Below are 18,312 nucleotides of genomic sequence, written 5' to 3'. Positions count from 1 at the left end.
CTATAATGCGACAATAATTAATTGTGAATTAGCATACTGGTTAATGAGACAATGAAACATCAGTTTAAATTTAATCCTTTAGCGACTGCTATTTTGACACTCTTGTGTGGCGGCTCGATTCAATCAGGTTTCGCAGCAACCAACACGTCTCATGTCTCTACACTAGACAATGCTCAACTCAAAGCCAAAATTCAGAAAGACCAAGAAACCTACCCTGGCGAAAGTTTTTTTCAGCAATACTATGTAGACAAATCGGCACCAGAAGCTCAATTGCGTGACAATCGCTATTTAAGCTCATCTTTTTGCCAAGGTACATGGATTACGCCTATCAACCCTGAAAGCAGACCCAAAGATGCGAATAGCACCACCTCTGTTATTACGGCAGACTATGGTCACTACAATCCAAATGGTGATTCGGTTTTACGAGGTGACGTAATTATTGACCAAGAAGGTCGCAATATTCGCGCAGATGAGGTTACTTTAGATTCATCTCAAACATATGCAAATGCGAAAGGTCGAGTTCAACTCGCTCAATCAGGTTTACTCACCCAAAGCGATCAAATCAATTACAACTTAAAAACCCAAACTGGCGACTTAAATAACAGTTTTTATATTTCTGAACAACAACATGCTCATGGCCATGCAAGCCAAATCAAACGCCAAAATGAAAATTTGGTTATTCTTAAAGATGCTAGCTATACAGCTTGCCCACCTGAACAAAAACCTGCATGGAAAATTCAGGCGAAACAAATTGAACTGAATCAAGAAACTGGTCGTGGTGTGACTAGAGGAACTAAACTATATGTAAAAGATGTTCCCGTCTTAGCTGTTCCTTATTTTAATTTCCCAATTGATGATAGGCGCACCACTGGTCTTTTAAGTCCAAATTTTGGCTATAGCAATGATGGTGGTGCTCAACTTACCGTTCCTGTTTATCTTAATCTTGCACCTAATTATGATCTAACACTCACACCAAGCTTTATGAGCAAACGTGGAGCAAAGTTGGATGCAGAATTTAGATATATGACTGAGAATTTTGGTTCAGGACGTATTTGGGGTGGCTATCTACCAAATGACAATGAATACGACAACAAAGATCGTGATGACTTACATTTTGAACACAATTGGAACATCACAGATCAATGGTCTACGAACCTAGAATTTAACCATGCATCAGATAAAGATTATTTCTCTGATTTTAACTCAAGCCCAAATTCAAAAACTGACTTAAACCTACGTCGTGCATGGGAATTGAATTATAAAAATGGTATTCCTGGCTTAAAAGCTCAGTTAAAAGTCGAAGATTTCCAAACCCTAGATGAAACGATTGAAGATAAAGACAAACCGTATGCTCGCTTACCTCAGTTCCTTCTCAATTATGTAACAGGTAATCCACAAGGTTTACAATACGAGTTTAATAATGATACAGCTTATTTTAAAAAGTCTATAAATGATGGCTCAGCTTTAGAATCAAGTGGTACTCGTATCTATAACCAATTTGCTGTTCGTTATAACTACATAACACCATCATGGTTCTACGCTATTCCTGAATTATCCGTACGTTCAATTAATACATTCTACGATCAAGATACTAAAGAAGGTTTAGGCTTATCGGCTTCCGATGATTTAGAGAAGTCTGTCGTTGTGCCGCAATTTACGTTCGCAACTGGTGTAACTTTTGAGAAAGATGGCAAATATCTTCAAAGCATCTCACCAAGAGCGTTCTATGCTTACTCACCTTATAAAAAGCAAGATGATCATCCAAACTTTGACTCTACAACTGCATCTATTAGTTATGATCAATTGTTTAACCCTTACCGCTTTTATGGGCACGACCGCTTAGAGGATAATAATTTCTTATCTTTGGGTGTTACATACAGCTTACTAGATACAGAAGGCTTAGAACGTATTAGAGCGAGTCTAGGTCAAAGTTATTATTTTAATGACAGACGTGTAACCCTAAACGAAGAACCTGATGAGTTCGACACGCAAAAAAGAACAGGTCCGATTATTAGCCTAGCGAGTCAATTGAATCAGAACTTCACCTTAGCTGCCAATTCTGCATGGATGTCTAATGGTGAAAATGCACAACGTGATTTTCAAGCATATTACGTCGGCGATAAAGGTAATCTCTACAATCTAGGCTATTTTTATCGTAAAGACATTCCAGACCGTCAAGATTCTTATGATCAAGCTGTTGCATCCTTTATACAACCTGTAAAAGATAATTGGCGTATTATGGGGCATGCTCAATATGACTTAGACAATAATTTGATGCGCGAGTATTTACTTGGCGTCAATTATGAGTCTTGTTGTTGGGCTGTCTCTGTGTATGGACGCTCGTACTACAACGATTTAGATGATCCTAATTCTCCTGATGTACGTAGAAAGCGTGCTGTAATGGCTGAGTTTACACTTAAAGGTTTAGGCGCCTTAAATAATAAGCTTGCCTCACTTTTAGAAAGCAGAGTTTTAGGTTTCAACAAAATTAATCAATCTTGGACACAACGTTAATGAAGATAAATTCTATTCAACATATCTTTAGAGCTACTGTTCTAGCCGCCCTAATTTCTTCATCAATGCATAGCTTTGCTCAACCTACGGATGAGGTTGTCGCAATTGTGGATAGTAGTGTCATTCTTAAAAGTGATTTAGAACAAGGAATTGCTGAAACTGAGCATCAACTTAAAGCACAAAATAAAACTGTGCCACCACAACAATACTTACAGATGCAAGTTTTAGATCAATTGATCATCCGACAAGCTCAATTAGAACAAGTTAAACGTTACGGTATTAAAGCTGACGAAAAAAGTTTAAATGCTGCTGTTATGAAAGTGGCAAATCAATCTGGCGCTACTACCTTAGAAGCGTTCCAACAAAAACTAGATGCAATTGCGCCAGGTACATATGAAAACTTAAGAAACCGTATTGCTGAAGATTTAGCAATCGGACGCTTACGTCAACAACAAGTAATGTCGCGAATTAAAATCAGCGACTTAGATGTTGAAAATTTCCTAAATTCACCTGAAGGTCAAGCCGCATTAGGCACTCAAGCTCATGTGATTCATATGCGTATCTCAGGAGATAATGCAGCAGAAGCACAAAAAGTTGCCTTAGAAGTAAAAAATGCGCTTACGAATAGTGATGATCCAAAAGCAATCAGCTCTAAATTATCAACTTCTTCTGTGAAAGTTGATGGCGCAGACATGGGATTTAGATCACTTTCTGAAATTCCAACTGAACTCGCAGCGCGAATCACCCCATTGAAAATAGGTCAAACAACTGAACTTATTAATGTTCGTGATGGTATCCACGTTCTTAAATTACTTGAACGTAAACAAAATGATCAAAAAGCTTTAGTGGATCAATACCAAACACGTCATATTTTAATCCAACCTTCTGAAGTTGTATCTTTAGACCGTGCTAAACAAATGATTGATAGTCTATACAATCGTGCTAAAGCTGGCGAAGATTTTGCAACACTTGCTGCAACATATTCAAATGATACAGGTTCAGCTCGTGATGGAGGTAGCTTGGGTTGGGTTAGCCCGGGCGTTATGGTTGCTGAATTTGAACAAACCATGAAGAATACACCTGTAGGTCAAATTAGCAAACCATTCCAAACACAATTTGGATGGCACATCCTGCAAGTGATGGATACTCGCCAACAAGACATGACCAAAGAAGTACAAGAACGTATGGCACGTCAGATTCTCGGTGAACGTCAATTTGATACTGAAGTAGATACTTGGATGCGTGAGCTTCGCGCCAATGCATATGTTGAAATTAAAGATGTCAATTTAGACTCAAAAGCGCAGCAAAAATAAATTCTGCCTCAAAAAATGCCAGCTATATGCTGGCATTTTTTTCATACAAATATAAAAATAGCGGCAAATGCCGCTATTTTTTAAATTACAAGTTAATCACTTGTAACGATCAACCATCTTCTCTAAAGAAATTGGGCGAATCTTATCTGCATTACCAGCTGTACCAAATGCTTCATAACGTGCAATACAAATATCTTTCATTGCTTCAACTGTTTCACCAAAGAATTTACGTGGATCAAATTCACTTGGCTTCTCAGCCATCATACGACGCATCGCGCCAGTAGATGCCAAACGTAAATCAGTATCAATATTAATTTTACGAACACCATGTTTAATCGCTTCTACAAGCTGATCTACCGGTACACCATAAGTTTCTTTAATATCACCACCATATTGGTTAATAATCGCCAACCACTCTTGTGGTACAGAGCTTGAACCATGCATTACAAGATGCGTGTTTGGTAGTGCAGCATGAATTTCTTTAATTCGATCAATTGCCAAGATATCGCCTGTAGGTGGACGAGTAAACTTGTATGCACCATGAGAAGTACCAACAGCAATCGCTAAAGCGTCAACATCAGTATCAGCAACGAATTGTGTTGCTTCTTCTACAGAAGTTAGCAATTGAGAATGGTCTAGTACGCCCTCAGCGCCAACACCATCTTCTTCACCAGCCATACCAGTTTCAAGGCTACCTAAGCAACCAATCTCACCTTCAACAGAAACGCCACATGCGTGAGCCATAGCTACAACACGACGAGTAACATCAACATTGTAATCATATGAAGTTGGTGTCTTACCATCAGCTCCCAAAGAACCATCCATCATCACTGAGCTAAAGCCCAACTGGATAGAGCGTTGGCAGACATCAGGGCTTGTACCGTGATCTTGATGCATTACCACTGGAATATGTGGCCATTCTTCAATCGCAGCTAAAATAAGATGACGTAAGAAAGGTGCACCTGCATATTTACGCGCACCAGCAGAAGCTTGTACGATTACAGGTGAATTCGTTGCATCAGCTGCGAGCATAATTGCACGCATTTGTTCTAAGTTGTTTACGTTAAACGCTGGTACGCCGTAGTTATGTTCTGCAGCGTGATCCAAGAGCTGGCGCATTGAGATTAGAGCCATAATATCCTCCCAGGTAATGCGCCATATTCTACATGTTGATTTGTTTCAATTCAGCAACTAATCACAGGATTTCAAAAAAATTCTTAATCTTTTGTATCATTTGGGTAGCAAAACATACTAAAAAATAAAAAAAGCTAAATCGTCGCATGATTTAGCTTTTTAAATGATTCAATAAACAAATTCTAATTTGAAATTGCTTCAATCAAATCAACAATATCCTTCGATTCGCGTAAGGGGTAATTTCTTCCCAATCGCCTTTTCAATCTCAGGCAAATAGAACGCATCATCTTCTGATAAGAAGCTAATACTTACACCTTGAGCACCTGCACGTCCAGTACGACCAATACGATGAACATAATCATCTGATTGCTCAGGCAAGGTAAAGTTAATGACGTGCGATACACCATCAACATGAATACCACGACCAGCGACATCAGTCGCAATCATAATATTGTTTTTGCCTTGTTTAAACTGATCGAGCATCTTCAATCTTTTGTCTTGCGCAATTTCACCAGACAACATTCCTACTTTATAACCATCACGCTTTAAGTGATCATATAAACGACGAACTTGATCTCTACGGTTTGCAAAGATCATGACTTTATCAATAGGTTCTTCACGAAGAATTTCTTGAAGCAATTTATATTTATCTTTGTTTTCTACAACGTAAACTCGTTGCTCGACATCATTATTGGTTTTCTGTTCAGGTTCAATTTCTACCGTAACAGGTTCAAATAACCATTGTCTTGCCAAATTCAATACATCATAGCTAAATGTTGCTGAAAACATCAAAGTTTGGCGTTGCTCTTTGAATGGAGAAAAACGAACAATACGTTTTACTGATGGGATAAATCCCATATCAAGCAGGCGATCAGCTTCATCAATCACTAAAAATTCAATTTTATCTAACCAAACTTCTTTTTGTTCAACAAAATCAATTAAACGCCCTGGCGTTGCAACAATAATATCAACAAAGTTGCGATCCAACATTTTCTTTTGTTTTTCAAAGTCTACACCACCTAATAGAGTGACAAGATGTAGATCAGTGAACTTTGTCAAATGCTGGGCATCACTTTCAATCTGTAATGCAAGCTCACGAGTAGGAGCTAAGATTAATGCTCGTGGTTCACCACGAAAACGTTGCTCTTGTAATGGATTGGTTAATAAATCATTAATCACACTGATCAGAAAGGCAGCTGTTTTACCCGTCCCTGTCTGTGCTCGACCAATGGCATCATGCCCTGCTAATGTATATTTTAAAACCTTTTGTTGAATAGGAGTCATTTGTGTGAACCCCAAAGCATCAATGGCTTTTTTCAACTGCGGATGTAAATTTAAGGTTTCAAAACCAGACGTCATATATGCTCTCGAACCATCAATGACTAAAGAAAGTGGCTATTATAAACAAAAACGCCCCAAATAACATTGGAGCGCCTTTTATTGCGTTAAAGCAACAAATTAGTCTAAAGGCTGAACGTTTTCAGCTTGGAAACCTTTTTGTCCTTGAACTACGCTGAATTCTACGCGTTGGCCGTCACGTAATGAACGGTGACCTTCGCCTACAATTGCGCGGAAATGAACAAATACGTCATCACCACCATTACGCTGAATAAAACCAAAGCCTTTAGTGTCGTTAAACCACTTTACTACGCCTTGTTCACGAGCTGTCATAAGTCAATCCTCAGATATTGAAAGATAAGGACCTTCCGGTGTTGCAAACAGCAGAGCCAACAAGGTTTTAAAATATTTATAATTTTAAAGCTTGTAATCATTCTGTAAAACTATCAACAATTTCCGGTTACATCCATTTGTTATAGGGTTTAATACAAGAAATTTATATTAAACACTTTCTAAAACGCATCGAGCTTAACACGGGTTTATTCCAATTAATAGATTTATTTTTAGTAATTTCCTAGCACTCTATCTGTTTTATTCAACCATTTAGCGCTTTTTTTGCTAAAAATTTTCCGTGTAAAATAGTGAAAGTTTGTTAAGATAATTTTCAATTAAGCTTTGTTTATTACTATGTCTCAAATTGAAGGCTCGCCCGAAATAATTGATGCGCTAGGACAACCTTGCCCTATGCCACTTTTGATGTTGAAACGCGCTATTAAGAAATCGTCAGGATCAAAGCAATATCTTTTAAAATCATCAGACCCCCATAGTGAAATTGATGTAACACGATATTGCCAAATTCAACAACTTCAATGTCAAACACAGAAAATTTCAGACCGAGAATTTCACTATTTAATTGAATCTATTTGATTCTTTGCTAAACTCTCGGTAAAGATAAAATTGAAATATTTACATTTCTATACTCAAATTTCCTTAGTGATGAAGAACATTCGCATTAAGATGAAATTATTGACTTTAATACCATCCTATAAGGAGACTCCATGACTACTGACAGCAGCAATCAATTGATGCCCCTGTCATTGTCTGCGCCAGGCGTTAACCTTGGTGCATATATCAGTACTGTCAATCAAATTCCTATTTTAACGGCAGAGCAAGAGAAAGAACTTGCTGAACGTTATTATTATGATCAAGATCTGGATGCTGCCAAACTTTTGGTAATGTCACACTTACGATTTGTCGTACATATTGCACGCAGCTATGCAGGTTACGGATTACCACAAGGTGATCTCATCCAAGAAGGTAACCTCGGATTGATGAAAGCTGTTAAGCGCTTCGATCCTAATATGGGTGTGCGCTTAGTTTCTTTTGCTGTGCATTGGATTAAAGCCGAAATTCACGAATATGTTATTCGTAACTGGCGAATTGTTAAAATTGCTACTACGAAAGCTCAACGTAAATTATTTTTCAATTTGCGTAGTCTTAAAAAATCAAGTAAACGTTTGACTTTAGAAGAAGCTCAATCAATTGCAAATGATTTGAATGTGACTCCTGAGCAAGTGCTCGAAATGGAAGGTCGTTTAACCGCTTACGATGCTGCTTTTGAAGCGCAAGGTGATGATGACGATGATACACCGCACACCGCGCCTGCACTTTATCTAGAAGATAATCGTTACGACCCTGCACGCCTAATTGAAGAGGAAGATTACGAAGAACAAAGTACTTCTGCATTGCATGAGGCCATGGATCAACTCGATGATCGTTCTCGTAATATTTTACAGCGTCGTTGGTTAGACGATGACAAATCAACTTTGCATGAATTGGCTGCTGAATATAATGTTTCTGCTGAACGTATTCGCCAGCTTGAAAAGAATGCAATGGAAAAAATTAAAATTGCGATGTCAGCAAGTTAAATTCAGAACAAACACAAGGGCGACAATGCCCTTTTGTTTTATCCAGCTTTGTTAAAAGCTTCGAATATGTTAACTTTGTTCATCAATTTTCCAGTTCCATTTTCATTATGTGGATAGCAATTTCTGCGCTTAATCTTGCACTTGCAGTTATGTTAGGTGCTTTTGGTGCTCATGGGCTTAAATCTATTGCTACAGTAGAGCAACTCGCTTGGTGGAGCACTGCAACGCAATATTTTTTCTACCATGCTATAGGTTTACTCATTTTAGCTGTACTCAAAAAAACCATACCAACATTCCCAATAAAAATTCCTTTTATTTTGATTCAAATTGGCATCATATTTTTCTGCGGTTCATTATACATTATGTCGCTTGGTTTACCTCGAATATTAGGTGCAATCACTCCGATTGGTGGTGCATTTATGATTGCAGGTTGGCTATTACTCGCATGGTATGCGATCAAACATGCGAAATAAGGATTTATCATGCATATCTATTTAAACGGCGAGTCAACAGACACGTCATGTGAAAATCTACAGCAATTGATTCAAAGCTTGGCACTTGAAGGCAAACGCTTTGCTGTAGAGAAAAACCAACAGATTATTCCGAAAAGTAGACTTGAGCAAACAACAATTGCTCCTGAAGATCGTATTGAAATTATTCAAGCTGTTGGTGGCGGCTAATCGGCTAAAAATGGAGTAAGCCCATGCAAGATTCCCCTTTAATTATTGGTTCACGTACTTTCCAATCTCGTCTACTGGTCGGAACTGGTAAATATAAAGATCTCAATGAAACCGATTTAGCAATTCAAGCAAGTGGCGCTGAAATTGTGACCGTTGCAATTCGTCGCGTAAACATTGGTCAACATGCCGATCAACCAAATTTACTCTCAGTCATTCCACCTGAGAAATATACAATTTTGCCGAATACTGCTGGCTGTTTTGATGCAGATAGCGCAATTCGTACCTGTATGCTGGCTCGTGAACTGCTTGATGGTCACAATCTGGTAAAGCTAGAAGTACTCGGCGATGAAAAAACCTTATACCCAAATGTCACTGCAACACTGAAAGCAGCGCAAACCCTGATTGATGATGGTTTTGAGATCATGGTCTACACCTCGGATGATCCGATTGTTGCGCAAGAACTTGAGAGCATGGGTTGTGTTGCGATCATGCCTTTAGGCAGCTTAATTGGTTCTGGTCTCGGTATTCTGAATCCACACACCATTTCTATCATCAAAGAAAACGCTAAAGTTCCTGTGCTGGTGGATGCTGGTGTGGGTACTGCCAGTGATGCTGCGATTGCGATGGAACTCGGTTGTGACGGCGTACTGATGAACACGGCAATTGCTGCTGCTCAAAATCCAATTTTGATGGCTTCTGCTATGAAAAAAGCAGTTGAAGCAGGTCGTGAGGCATTCTTAGCGGGTCGTATGCCACGTAAACGTATGGCAAATGCGAGCTCGCCTGAGACGGGGTATTTCTTTAAATAAGAAAAGAATGATAAAAGGGAGCTTTTTTTGCTCCCTTTTTTAATCGCCAAAACACTCATTTCTTTCTAGCATTTTAATGCTATCTGTAATGAGCTTTTTATATCGTTCACAATATATTTTGGTGCAAGGATAAACAAAAGCATTTCAACCCAATACGGCTCACTCTTAGCATACACTTCCATCGATAATTTTTTCATTAATTGGCAATAATCATGATAAGCAATGCGATGAGTTTTATAGTTCACAGAACCATCAAACAAATTAAAAATCGTATTAAGTTCATATTGAGTTATATCAGCATTCCTTCCAATCGGCTGAGGATAAAATTCCTTTAAAGTTGAATATTTAAACAACAAGCAGTTTAAAGAATAAATGACTCTGGAATCATAAACTGCATAAGCCTGATGATCCATAAATGATGCTACTTTTGATAAGGAAGAGATTACTGAAAAAGTAGTTCTTGTTAAAGCACCTTTTGTAAGTTCACTTTCAAATTGAAGCAATAACAGGTCATTTTTAGGATTTTGCTTAAAAGAACGTATACCTCCCCACTCTTGAATCAACCAGTACCGACTAGCTAAATCATCTGAATTCAATAAAGAATTGAAATTATGTTTTAAATAAATATTTTGCTCAAATATAGAGGCAAGATGCACAGGGATTGGTAATGGATTACTTTCTGGCAACTCCCATATAAAACATTTTTCTAACGGATGCTGTTTCGCTAGCTCTTTCAATGTTTGAATTAGCTGGTGCATGATTCTCTCAACTCTAAATGTTTAATATTCGATTTAAATTTTGCTTCGCTCTTTGCTCTAAATTCTGTTGAAAATATTCCGTTTGATACAGCGGTTCAGTCTGATAAAAATGCGCTAGAACTTGTTTTCTTTTAATCAAATAAATATCTGGATCTACCCAAGCATATTCCTGTTGAATCTGCTGCTCATATTCCGCAAAACGCTCTGGCGAAGCCGCTAGAATCGCTAAGTCAATATCCAGTAAAAACTGCAAATCTAATTCATCCGTTGCTTCATGCCTTTGGGTTGCAAGAATCCATCGGATTATCTTTTGAACGTCATCCGCTGATAAATCTTGAGCCAAATACTGCTCGAATAGCTCAGCACTTTTTAGCTCATTGTCTTTTGCCTGTGGATCATAAACTGCATCGTGGAACCAAAGTGCTAAAGCAACCGCATACGCATCATTTAAATCAGCTCGAATCAAATCAAGAAAGACCAGACATTCATACAAATGCTGGAGCGTATGATAAGCACGTTGCTTTTCACTATAGGCAGCAATCAACTTGTTAAAAATTTTCTGCGGTTCAGAAAAATGATAATGCCGATGCAGCTCAAACCAAGATTTTTCTAATACAGTTAAATATTGCTGCATTGCTCATCCTCATTGGATTTCTTTATTCAGCCACTTTGCTAATGACTCTGCATCCTTACGCTCAAGAAAGAGCTGATACAAAGTGCAGGAACCAAACTCATGTTTTAGTTCCTGCTGACGTACAGGGTGATTACCAAATCGAAAGCGCCGAGTACCATCACGATCTAAAGGCAGTGCATACACCCCATAACTCCGAGGTTCTGTCAGATGCCCTTTGATTCGGACTTGATCAAGCGATATAGCATTTTTCAACAAATGTTCTTTGGTTAACATCCCATCCTGCCCAAGGCAAATCTAAGCTGCGTGCTGTTCATCTCGCTTAAAGACCAACTCTTTATCCGATGAACTTTCAGCATCAAAGTAATACCCTTCACTATCAAATGCTTTTAATTGTTCTAATTGGCTTAATTTATTTTCAATCAAGTATCTTGCCATTAGACCACGCGCTTTTTTCGCATAGAAACTAATGACTTTATATTTCCCGTTCTTCTGATCCAAGAATACAGGCTTGATAATTTCAGCCCGAATTTTCTTTTCATTCACAGATTTATAATATTCGTCAGAGGCTAAATTTACCAATAATTTTGCATCAATTTCAGCTAAATCTTGGTTAATTTGATCAGTGATAATGCTGCCCCAAAACTCATATAAATTATTTCCACGACTATTCTTTAATTTAGTACCCATTTCTAAACGATACGGCATCATCAAATCCAATGGGCGTAACAAACCATAAAGACCAGACAACATGCGCAAATGCTGTTGGGCAAAATCAATATCTTGATCTTTTAAATGATAAGCATCTAGACCTGTATAGACGTCACCTTTAAATGCAAATAAAGCTTGGCGTGCATTGGAAAAATTAAATTCTGCATTCCAATCACGAAAACGCTCTACATTTAAATTGGCGATTTTTTCACTCACGGTCATTAACGATGCGATTTCTGTTGCCGAAAGTTTGCGACAAACATCTATCAATTGTTGTGATTGCTCTAATAAACGAGGCTGAGTATATATATCAGTCGGTAAAGCAGTTTCATAATCTAGTGTTTTCGCTGGAGAAATTAAAGCAAGCATAATCAATCAGAATAAATTTATCTTGGTGAAACTATATCAGTTGATAATTTTTAATGCCAATTCGTGTTCTCGTTCAGTTTTATCGGTAAAATAATGGATTCTTCCATTATCCATTGCGTATCTTATGTCTGAGCAAGTATTCATCCAAGGTCCTGTTGGTCAAATTGAAATGTTTGTAGATCAACCCCAAGGTGAAATCGCAGGTTTTGCTGTCGTCTGCCATCCACATCCTTTGCAAGGTGGTACACCACATCATAAAGTCCCTGTTTTACTGGCTCAGATTTTTAATGAAATGGGTTGTGTCGTTTATCGCCCTAGCTTCCGTGGTTTGGCTGGTAGTGAAGGTGTTCATGATCAAGGTCATGGCGAAACTGATGATATTATGGCTGTAATTGAATATGCCCGTGCAAAACATGCTGGTTTAACTTTTTATGCCGGTGGTTTTAGTTTCGGTTCTCATGTATTAGCTAAATGCCAAACACAACTCAGTGAAGAGTTACGTCCAAAACAATTAGTACTCTGCGGTCTACCAACAGGCTCAGTGGTGGATTTACGTCATTATAAAACCCCTGCAATTGATGGCGATATTTTATTCGTACACGGCGAGCAAGATGACATCACACTACTCTCTGATATGATCGCGTGGGCAAAACCACAAAAGCATCCAATCACGATTCTGCCAGGTGCCAATCATTTTTTTACTGGTTATCTAAAACAGTTGCGTCAAATTATCAATCGTTTTTTAAAACTTTAGACTTAACAAAAAATTACTAAGAAAAATATACGCCTTTTGAATCCAATGTCTGTTATATCAGTTTAGATGTACAGGCATTTAGGTTCTTAAATAATGAAATTAAATAAAAAACAGGGACTTTTTTTAAAGCAAACCATTGAGCATTGGCAACTACAAGGCACGATTACACCTGATGTTGCCAATGAATTAAATCAGAGTTTTTCGATTAGGCCTTTTGACTGGGAGCGGCTAGCAAAATATTCATTCTGGATCTCGATGATTTGTACAGTGATCGCAATAGCCGCTATCACACTTGATGATTATTTGATGAAGTTGATTGAAAGATTCTTTATAGATTCCAAAATTATTCCTTGTCTAGTTTTTGCTGCTGTTGCTATAGCTTTTTATGGCTTTGCCTATCGTCGACGCAAAACCAAGTCCTTACACCAATTTAGCAATGAAGCGATTATTTTTGCAGGCGTGCTGTCTACCGCAGCGTCCGTCGCCTATTTCGGTCAAGCGATTGATACAGGTAGTGGGCATTTTTCTTTATTATTCCTGCTGTCTACAATTATTTATGCCGCCCTTGCCTTCTGGTTTCCCTCTAAACTGATTTGGGTGTTCTCGCTACTTTCACTCGGGTCATGGTTTGGGACGGAAACTGGCTATATGTCGGGTTGGGGAGCATATTACCTAGGCATGAACTTTCCTTTACGTTTTGTCTTTTTTGGCGGCGTATTGATTGGTTTAAGCTTGTTGTTTAAACGCTATGCGCATTTTAGAGACTTCGCCCATTCAACTTATGTCATGGGACTGCTTTATCTATTTATTGCTTTATGGATTCTCTCGATCTTTGGCAATTATGGTGACTTGGGTAGCTGGTATAACGTTAAACAATATGAACTCTTGCATTGGGGTGTGCTTTTCGCATTTATTGCTATCATTGCAATTGTCTATGGTTTAAAACATGATGATGCTACATCACGTGGTTTTGGTATCACCTTCTTATTTATTAATCTCTACACCAAGTATTTTGAGTTCTTTTGGAATGGCATGCACAAAGCCATTTTCTTTATCTTGCTCGCTGGTTCTTTCTGGTGGATTGGCCGACACGCCGAAAAACTTTGGAATTTAGAGTTTCTACCAGCTCAATCACAAATAAAGAAAGATCATCCCGTTGAATAATTACTGAAAATCACTCCAACTCAAGCTAAACCGAGCCAAATACTTTTTGACTCGGTCGCTGTCATTTGTGGTGTTCCGTTGCTGGCGTGAAGCAGCAAATAGCTGACGTCCAGCATCAGCCATCGACTTGGCATTTTCACAAACTTGGAGTACGCCACGCAGCTGAATCTGATCAAACTCATCAATCTCACTCAACCGTGTTTGATCTAAATATTTAAGGAGAATATCTACATCTTTAGATTGGTTTTCTGTGGTTTGAATCGACCACAGTTGCTTTAAACGCTGAATCTCTTTTGCCACCGTTTCTGAACGGATCAACTCACCACTGGATAATGTCGCCAACCGTGTCACACTGGCAGTCAAATCACGAAAATTTCCCTGCCATGATGCTTCCTTCGACTTGGCAAATTTCAAATATGCATCAAGGGCATCACGTTGAAAACGCAATTGTCGCTGGTGATTTACCGCAAAACGTTGCAACTCAAATTCAATATTCGGGGCAATATCTTCTATTCGATCTTTAAGATTGGGTAAAAAGAATGTCCATGTATTCAACCTCGCCCATAAATCCTCACGAAAACGACCTTCTTGTACCTCTGTTCTCAGGTCTTTATTTGTCCCTGCAATCAACTGAAAATCTGCCTGAACCTCTTTATCACTTCCGACTGGAAAAAAAGATTTATCTTCGAGTGCCTTGAGGAGCATCGCTTGTTCATCTAACCCAAGCTCACCAATTTCATCCAGAAATAAAATACCTTGATCAGCACTTTTTAATAAGCCTGTTCTTGAAGCCGCTGCCCCTGTAAAAGCTCCTTTAATATGTCCAAATAAACTCGACATAGCACTATCACCACGAAGCGTCGCACAGTTCACATCAACAAAACGCCCACTTAAATGAAAGTTGTCTTTCTTTAACTGAAAAATTTGTTTGGCTAAATGCGATTTACCCACACCTGTCGCCCCCATAATCAAAATCGGTGCACTTGAACGCGTTGCCACCAACTCAACTTCGGTGATCAGTTGATTAAATTCATGGTTATAAGTTGAAATATTGGCTTTTAATTGTTGCCAGTTTTGTTGTTGCTCATCTTCAAAACGCTGCTTGAGAACATCGTAGCGAGATAAATCCAGATCAATGATGCGATATTCACCTTCTGGCGTTTTCTGTTGATTGGGTGCACTTTGAATCAGCTTGGCTGGTAAATAATTGGCATCGACCAATAGATACCAACAGATTTGAGCAACGTGTGTGCCTGTAGTGATATGCAAAAGATAGTTATTTTTCTCAGTATCAAAGGGATAACTTTTTACAAAGTCATATAGTGCACCATAGACCTCGGCAAAATCCCAAGGATCTCGGATACTCACTTGCTGACCAGACACAGTAGTCGATGGCGACACATTTTGAGCATCTTCAGCAATAAATTTGACTAAATTATGATGTTGGCGATCATGTAATAGTACCAATTCATCTACAATCAGATCTTCATGCATCAGAAAACTTAGCGTCGGACGCCAGCGTTGCCATCGGTCAGGACGCTTTCCTTGATCCAAGGTAGAACCCACAAAGCCAATTACGACAGTTTTCTTTGCATTCAGCATAATTTCTATAATATTTTATAAATGTCTATCATATACAATACGTATTTATGTGAAAAAATCCAACAATATGCTTCATTTTACTTTTTTAGGCACATCTTCTGGTGTACCCACCCTAACACGCAACGTTTCTGCGCTAGCCATCCGCAACAGCAAGAATAAAGACTGGATATTGGTCGATGCTGGTGAAGGCACACAGCATCGCATTCAACAGGCAAAACTTTCATTACAGAACTTAGTTGCGATCTGCATTACCCATGTTCATGGTGATCACTGTTATGGATTAGTTGGTTTATTGGCCAGTGCTGGTATGAATGCCCGTACTGCACCTTTAACCATTATTGCCCCAAAAGAAATTCAACAATGGATTGAAGTTACAGCCCAATTAACGGATTTACATTTGCCCTATCCACTCAATTTTATCAAAGTGAATGAAGCCGCTCAAATACTACAGATAACAGATGAACTTTCAATTCAAGCCCATCCACTCAGTCATCGTGTACCCAGTTTTGCATTTAGTATTATTGCGCAATACACCCAAAAGAAATTAGATACTCAGGCTTTAATTCAACTCGGCGTAGCAAAAGGCAAAGTTTGGGGCGATTTACAGCAAGGCTTAGACGTCCAGTTAAATGAGCAAACCTTAAAAGCAGCTGATTTTATTCAAACCCAAACGCAACGTGTACATGCGATTGTCGGTGGAGATAATGATCGTCCTGAGTTGTTGGCACAAGCTTGCCAAGATGCTCAACTCCTAATTCACGAAAGCACTTACACTCAAGCTATTTTAGATAAAGTGGGTTCAGGCCCAATGCATAGTTCCGCCAAAATGGTGGCTGATTTTACACAAAAACATAATTTAGGCAATCTCATTCTGACGCATTTCAGTCCACGTCATCAGGACCAAATTGGACAAAGAGCAATTGCAGATGAAGTCCACCAATATTATCAAGGCAACTTTTATTTAGCTGATGATTTCGATCAATTTAGCTTAGATATGATAGGTCAACTTACAAAAATTGATAAATCTTAATAGATCACCTTATATTTGATCTATCAATAACATCCAAGGATAGACAATCTATCCTTTAAGATAATTAAATATCTTTTTAGATATACAAATATCGACAAAATCATCTACAAACATATTTTTTAAAAAAATTAAAAATTTATTTTAATTAATTATCAATCACTTAAATTGGATTTAAATTAAATTTAAAAAGTTGGCATAGTCACTGCAATAGTATAAGTACACAACATCACTGGGATATTGTGAATATCACCTGCCTGCAAACGCTTGGCAGGCAGGCTTTGAAAGGAAAAATGAAAATGTCTGTCGTTGAACAAATTAACCAACAAGCTCAATTTGAACAAGAACAACAAAAACGTACTTATCAAGTTCTACAGAATGAAAAAGGCATGCCTGTAAAAATGTGGACCAATGGCGTAATTGTTGATGAAAACTCAAAACAGCAGTTATTACAAACGGCTCAAATGCCATTTATTTATAAATGGATGGCAGTGATGCCAGACGTACACTTCGGTTTAGGTGCAACGATTGGAAGCGTGATTCCAACCAAAGGTGCGATTATCCCTGCTGCGGTCGGTGTTGATATTGGGTGTGGAATGATGGCGACTCGTACTAGCTTAACAGCATCGGATTTACCCGATAATTTGCATGCTTTACGTACCGAACTTGAACGCTTAATTCCACATGGAATGACTAAACGTGGTCGTGATAAAGGTTCATGGGAAACACCACCTGAAATGGTAGATCAAGCTTGGGCAGGTTTAGTTGCAGACTTTGAGTTGATTTGTGCTAAACACCCTCGCCTAAAAAATACCAACAACCGCAAGCAGTTGGGAACTTTAGGTACAGGAAATCACTTTGTAGAAATCTGTTTAGATGAACATGATCATGTCTGGATTATGTTGCACTCAGGTTCTCGTGGTGTCGGTAACGCCATCGGTAACCATTTTATCGAACTCGCACGCAAAGATATGCAGAAACACTTTATTAACTTACCCAATAAAGATTTGGCATATTTAGTTGAAGGAACTGAGCATTTTGATGATTACTGGTTTGCTGTAGGTTGGGCACAACGCTTTGCCATGAAAAATCGTGAAATCATGATGCAGTCAGCGATTAAAGCTTTAGCAACGATTATTCCAAAACCTTTTAATGCCAAATTGGAAGCGGTGAACTGTCACCATAATTATGTGGAAAAGGAAGAACATTATGGCGAAGAAGTGATGGTCACTCGTAAAGGTGCTGTCAGCGCCAGACTTGGACAATATGGAATTATCCCAGGTTCAATGGGTGCCAAGTCCTTTATTGTTCGTGGTCTTGGAAATCAGGAGTCATTTTGCTCATGTTCACATGGTGCAGGACGCGTGATGAGCCGTGCTGAAGCAAAACGTCGATTCACTGTTGAAGATCAGATTGCCCAGACTGAAGGTGTGGAATGCCGTAAAGATGCGGCTGTGATTGATGAAATTCCATCGGCGTATAAACCGATTGAAGATGTAATGAATGCACAAAAGGATTTGGTTGAAGTGGTTTATACATTACGACAAGTAGTTTGTGTTAAGGGATAGATACCTGAGCAC

General features: G+C 38.6%; 19 protein-coding genes. 11 read left to right on the top strand and 8 right to left on the bottom strand.

The window, feature by feature from the left end; translation table 11 throughout:
* Positions 1-51 precede the first annotated feature (51 nt).
* On the top strand, positions 52-2,514 hold the full coding sequence (locus Q9Q86_RS04585; protein WP_112986432.1) for an LPS-assembly protein LptD: 2,463 nt from the start codon (positions 52-54) through the stop codon (positions 2,512-2,514).
* Entirely contained in the window at positions 2,514-3,827 is a 1,314-nt protein-coding gene (locus tag Q9Q86_RS04580) for a peptidylprolyl isomerase (protein WP_112986433.1), read from the top strand. The genes Q9Q86_RS04585 and Q9Q86_RS04580 overlap by 1 nt, the downstream gene beginning before the upstream one ends.
* A 96-nt stretch (positions 3,828-3,923) precedes the next feature.
* Here Q9Q86_RS04580 and fba read toward each other — a convergent pair whose 3' ends face one another.
* The 3 genes from fba to Q9Q86_RS04565 form a co-directional block, all read right to left on the bottom strand.
* The gene (gene fba / locus Q9Q86_RS04575; protein ID WP_004954063.1) at positions 3,924-4,961 is read right to left on the bottom strand and encodes a class II fructose-bisphosphate aldolase; all 1,038 of its coding nucleotides are present in this window, start codon (positions 4,959-4,961) and stop codon (positions 3,924-3,926) included.
* Positions 4,962-5,168: 207 nt separating this feature from the next.
* Positions 5,169-6,320, bottom strand: a complete 1,152-nt coding sequence (gene rhlB, locus Q9Q86_RS04570; RefSeq protein WP_112986434.1) for an ATP-dependent RNA helicase RhlB — start codon at positions 6,318-6,320, stop codon at positions 5,169-5,171.
* 99 nt (positions 6,321-6,419) lie between these two features.
* Positions 6,420-6,632 (bottom strand): cold-shock protein, encoded by a 213-nt coding sequence (locus Q9Q86_RS04565; RefSeq protein ID WP_004911569.1) that lies wholly within the window; start codon positions 6,630-6,632, stop codon positions 6,420-6,422.
* Positions 6,633-6,986: 354 nt separating this feature from the next.
* Between Q9Q86_RS04565 and Q9Q86_RS04560 the strand changes: the two genes are divergently transcribed.
* The 5 genes from Q9Q86_RS04560 (at position 6,987) to Q9Q86_RS04540 (ending at position 9,716) form a co-directional block, all read left to right on the top strand.
* Positions 6,987-7,226: a sulfurtransferase TusA family protein gene (locus Q9Q86_RS04560; protein WP_004954060.1), complete on the top strand. Its 240-nt coding sequence runs from the start codon at positions 6,987-6,989 to the stop codon at positions 7,224-7,226.
* A 131-nt stretch (positions 7,227-7,357) separates the two neighbouring features.
* A complete protein-coding gene (gene rpoH, locus Q9Q86_RS04555) occupies positions 7,358-8,227 on the top strand; it encodes an RNA polymerase sigma factor RpoH (protein ID WP_004911572.1) in 870 nt (289 codons plus the stop codon).
* A gap of 107 nt (positions 8,228-8,334) precedes the next feature.
* Positions 8,335-8,700 (top strand): DUF423 domain-containing protein, encoded by a 366-nt coding sequence (locus Q9Q86_RS04550; protein WP_112986435.1) that lies wholly within the window; start codon positions 8,335-8,337, stop codon positions 8,698-8,700.
* A gap of 9 nt (positions 8,701-8,709) precedes the next feature.
* Complete coding sequence (thiS, locus tag Q9Q86_RS04545; RefSeq protein WP_004911577.1) at positions 8,710-8,907, top strand: sulfur carrier protein ThiS; 198 nt, start codon at positions 8,710-8,712, stop codon at positions 8,905-8,907.
* 23 nt (positions 8,908-8,930) lie between these two features.
* On the top strand, positions 8,931-9,716 hold the full coding sequence (locus Q9Q86_RS04540; RefSeq protein ID WP_004639328.1) for a thiazole synthase: 786 nt from the start codon (positions 8,931-8,933) through the stop codon (positions 9,714-9,716).
* Positions 9,717-9,781: 65 nt separating this feature from the next.
* On the opposite strand, the gene Q9Q86_RS04535 is transcribed toward Q9Q86_RS04540, so the two are convergent.
* The 4 genes from Q9Q86_RS04535 to yaaA are packed head-to-tail and all read right to left on the bottom strand — an operon-like array spanning position 9,782 to position 12,185.
* Positions 9,782-10,474 carry a hypothetical protein gene (locus Q9Q86_RS04535; RefSeq protein ID WP_112986436.1) on the bottom strand — a complete coding sequence of 231 codons (693 nt, stop codon included), beginning with the start codon at positions 10,472-10,474 and terminating at the stop codon, positions 9,782-9,784.
* Positions 10,475-10,487: 13 nt separating this feature from the next.
* The gene (locus Q9Q86_RS04530) at positions 10,488-11,108 is read right to left on the bottom strand and encodes a metal-dependent hydrolase (protein ID WP_112986437.1); all 621 of its coding nucleotides are present in this window, start codon (positions 11,106-11,108) and stop codon (positions 10,488-10,490) included.
* 9 nt (positions 11,109-11,117) lie between these two features.
* The gene (locus tag Q9Q86_RS04525) at positions 11,118-11,381 is read right to left on the bottom strand and encodes a hypothetical protein (RefSeq protein ID WP_004962254.1); all 264 of its coding nucleotides are present in this window, start codon (positions 11,379-11,381) and stop codon (positions 11,118-11,120) included.
* A gap of 21 nt (positions 11,382-11,402) precedes the next feature.
* The gene (gene yaaA / locus Q9Q86_RS04520; RefSeq protein WP_112986438.1) at positions 11,403-12,185 is read right to left on the bottom strand and encodes a peroxide stress protein YaaA; all 783 of its coding nucleotides are present in this window, start codon (positions 12,183-12,185) and stop codon (positions 11,403-11,405) included.
* Between the two features lie 124 nt (positions 12,186-12,309).
* Between yaaA and Q9Q86_RS04515 the strand changes: the two genes are divergently transcribed.
* Positions 12,310-12,939, top strand: a complete 630-nt coding sequence (locus Q9Q86_RS04515; RefSeq protein WP_112986439.1) for an alpha/beta hydrolase — start codon at positions 12,310-12,312, stop codon at positions 12,937-12,939.
* Between the two features lie 93 nt (positions 12,940-13,032).
* Positions 13,033-14,103 (top strand): DUF2157 domain-containing protein, encoded by a 1,071-nt coding sequence (locus tag Q9Q86_RS04510; RefSeq protein WP_112986440.1) that lies wholly within the window; start codon positions 13,033-13,035, stop codon positions 14,101-14,103.
* On the opposite strand, the gene rtcR is transcribed toward Q9Q86_RS04510, so the two are convergent.
* Positions 14,104-15,705 carry an RNA repair transcriptional activator RtcR gene (rtcR, locus tag Q9Q86_RS04505; RefSeq protein ID WP_112986441.1) on the bottom strand — a complete coding sequence of 534 codons (1,602 nt, stop codon included), beginning with the start codon at positions 15,703-15,705 and terminating at the stop codon, positions 14,104-14,106.
* A 67-nt stretch (positions 15,706-15,772) separates the two neighbouring features.
* On the opposite strand from rtcR, the gene Q9Q86_RS04500 reads away from it, so the two are divergent.
* Positions 15,773-16,735, top strand: a complete 963-nt coding sequence (locus tag Q9Q86_RS04500; protein ID WP_112986442.1) for a ribonuclease Z — start codon at positions 15,773-15,775, stop codon at positions 16,733-16,735.
* 296 nt (positions 16,736-17,031) lie between these two features.
* Positions 17,032-18,300, top strand: coding sequence for an RtcB family protein (locus tag Q9Q86_RS04495; protein ID WP_112986443.1), 1,269 nt, complete (start codon positions 17,032-17,034; stop codon positions 18,298-18,300).
* Positions 18,301-18,312 lie beyond the last annotated feature (12 nt).

The sequence above is a fragment of the Acinetobacter sp. A22 genome (assembly GCF_030913345.1).
Taxonomy (GTDB): Bacteria; Pseudomonadota; Gammaproteobacteria; order Pseudomonadales; family Moraxellaceae; genus Acinetobacter; species Acinetobacter junii.
This window is presented reverse-complemented; position numbering and strand designations above follow the sequence as displayed.

Coding starts and splice junctions, on each gene's coding strand:
- Q9Q86_RS04585 (WP_112986432.1), top strand. CDS start 52: ATGAAACATCAGTTTAAATTTAATCCTTTAGCGACTGCTATTTTGACA.
- Q9Q86_RS04580 (WP_112986433.1), top strand. CDS start 2,514: ATGAAGATAAATTCTATTCAACATATCTTTAGAGCTACTGTTCTAGCC.
- fba (WP_004954063.1), bottom strand. CDS start 4,961: ATGGCTCTAATCTCAATGCGCCAGCTCTTGGATCACGCTGCAGAACAT.
- rhlB (WP_112986434.1), bottom strand. CDS start 6,320: ATGACGTCTGGTTTTGAAACCTTAAATTTACATCCGCAGTTGAAAAAA.
- Q9Q86_RS04565 (WP_004911569.1), bottom strand. CDS start 6,632: ATGACAGCTCGTGAACAAGGCGTAGTAAAGTGGTTTAACGACACTAAA.
- Q9Q86_RS04560 (WP_004954060.1), top strand. CDS start 6,987: ATGTCTCAAATTGAAGGCTCGCCCGAAATAATTGATGCGCTAGGACAA.
- rpoH (WP_004911572.1), top strand. CDS start 7,358: ATGACTACTGACAGCAGCAATCAATTGATGCCCCTGTCATTGTCTGCG.
- Q9Q86_RS04550 (WP_112986435.1), top strand. CDS start 8,335: ATGTGGATAGCAATTTCTGCGCTTAATCTTGCACTTGCAGTTATGTTA.
- thiS (WP_004911577.1), top strand. CDS start 8,710: ATGCATATCTATTTAAACGGCGAGTCAACAGACACGTCATGTGAAAAT.
- Q9Q86_RS04540 (WP_004639328.1), top strand. CDS start 8,931: ATGCAAGATTCCCCTTTAATTATTGGTTCACGTACTTTCCAATCTCGT.
- Q9Q86_RS04535 (WP_112986436.1), bottom strand. CDS start 10,474: ATGCACCAGCTAATTCAAACATTGAAAGAGCTAGCGAAACAGCATCCG.
- Q9Q86_RS04530 (WP_112986437.1), bottom strand. CDS start 11,108: ATGCAGCAATATTTAACTGTATTAGAAAAATCTTGGTTTGAGCTGCAT.
- Q9Q86_RS04525 (WP_004962254.1), bottom strand. CDS start 11,381: ATGTTAACCAAAGAACATTTGTTGAAAAATGCTATATCGCTTGATCAA.
- yaaA (WP_112986438.1), bottom strand. CDS start 12,185: ATGCTTGCTTTAATTTCTCCAGCGAAAACACTAGATTATGAAACTGCT.
- Q9Q86_RS04515 (WP_112986439.1), top strand. CDS start 12,310: ATGTCTGAGCAAGTATTCATCCAAGGTCCTGTTGGTCAAATTGAAATG.
- Q9Q86_RS04510 (WP_112986440.1), top strand. CDS start 13,033: ATGAAATTAAATAAAAAACAGGGACTTTTTTTAAAGCAAACCATTGAG.
- rtcR (WP_112986441.1), bottom strand. CDS start 15,705: ATGCTGAATGCAAAGAAAACTGTCGTAATTGGCTTTGTGGGTTCTACC.
- Q9Q86_RS04500 (WP_112986442.1), top strand. CDS start 15,773: ATGCTTCATTTTACTTTTTTAGGCACATCTTCTGGTGTACCCACCCTA.
- Q9Q86_RS04495 (WP_112986443.1), top strand. CDS start 17,032: ATGTCTGTCGTTGAACAAATTAACCAACAAGCTCAATTTGAACAAGAA.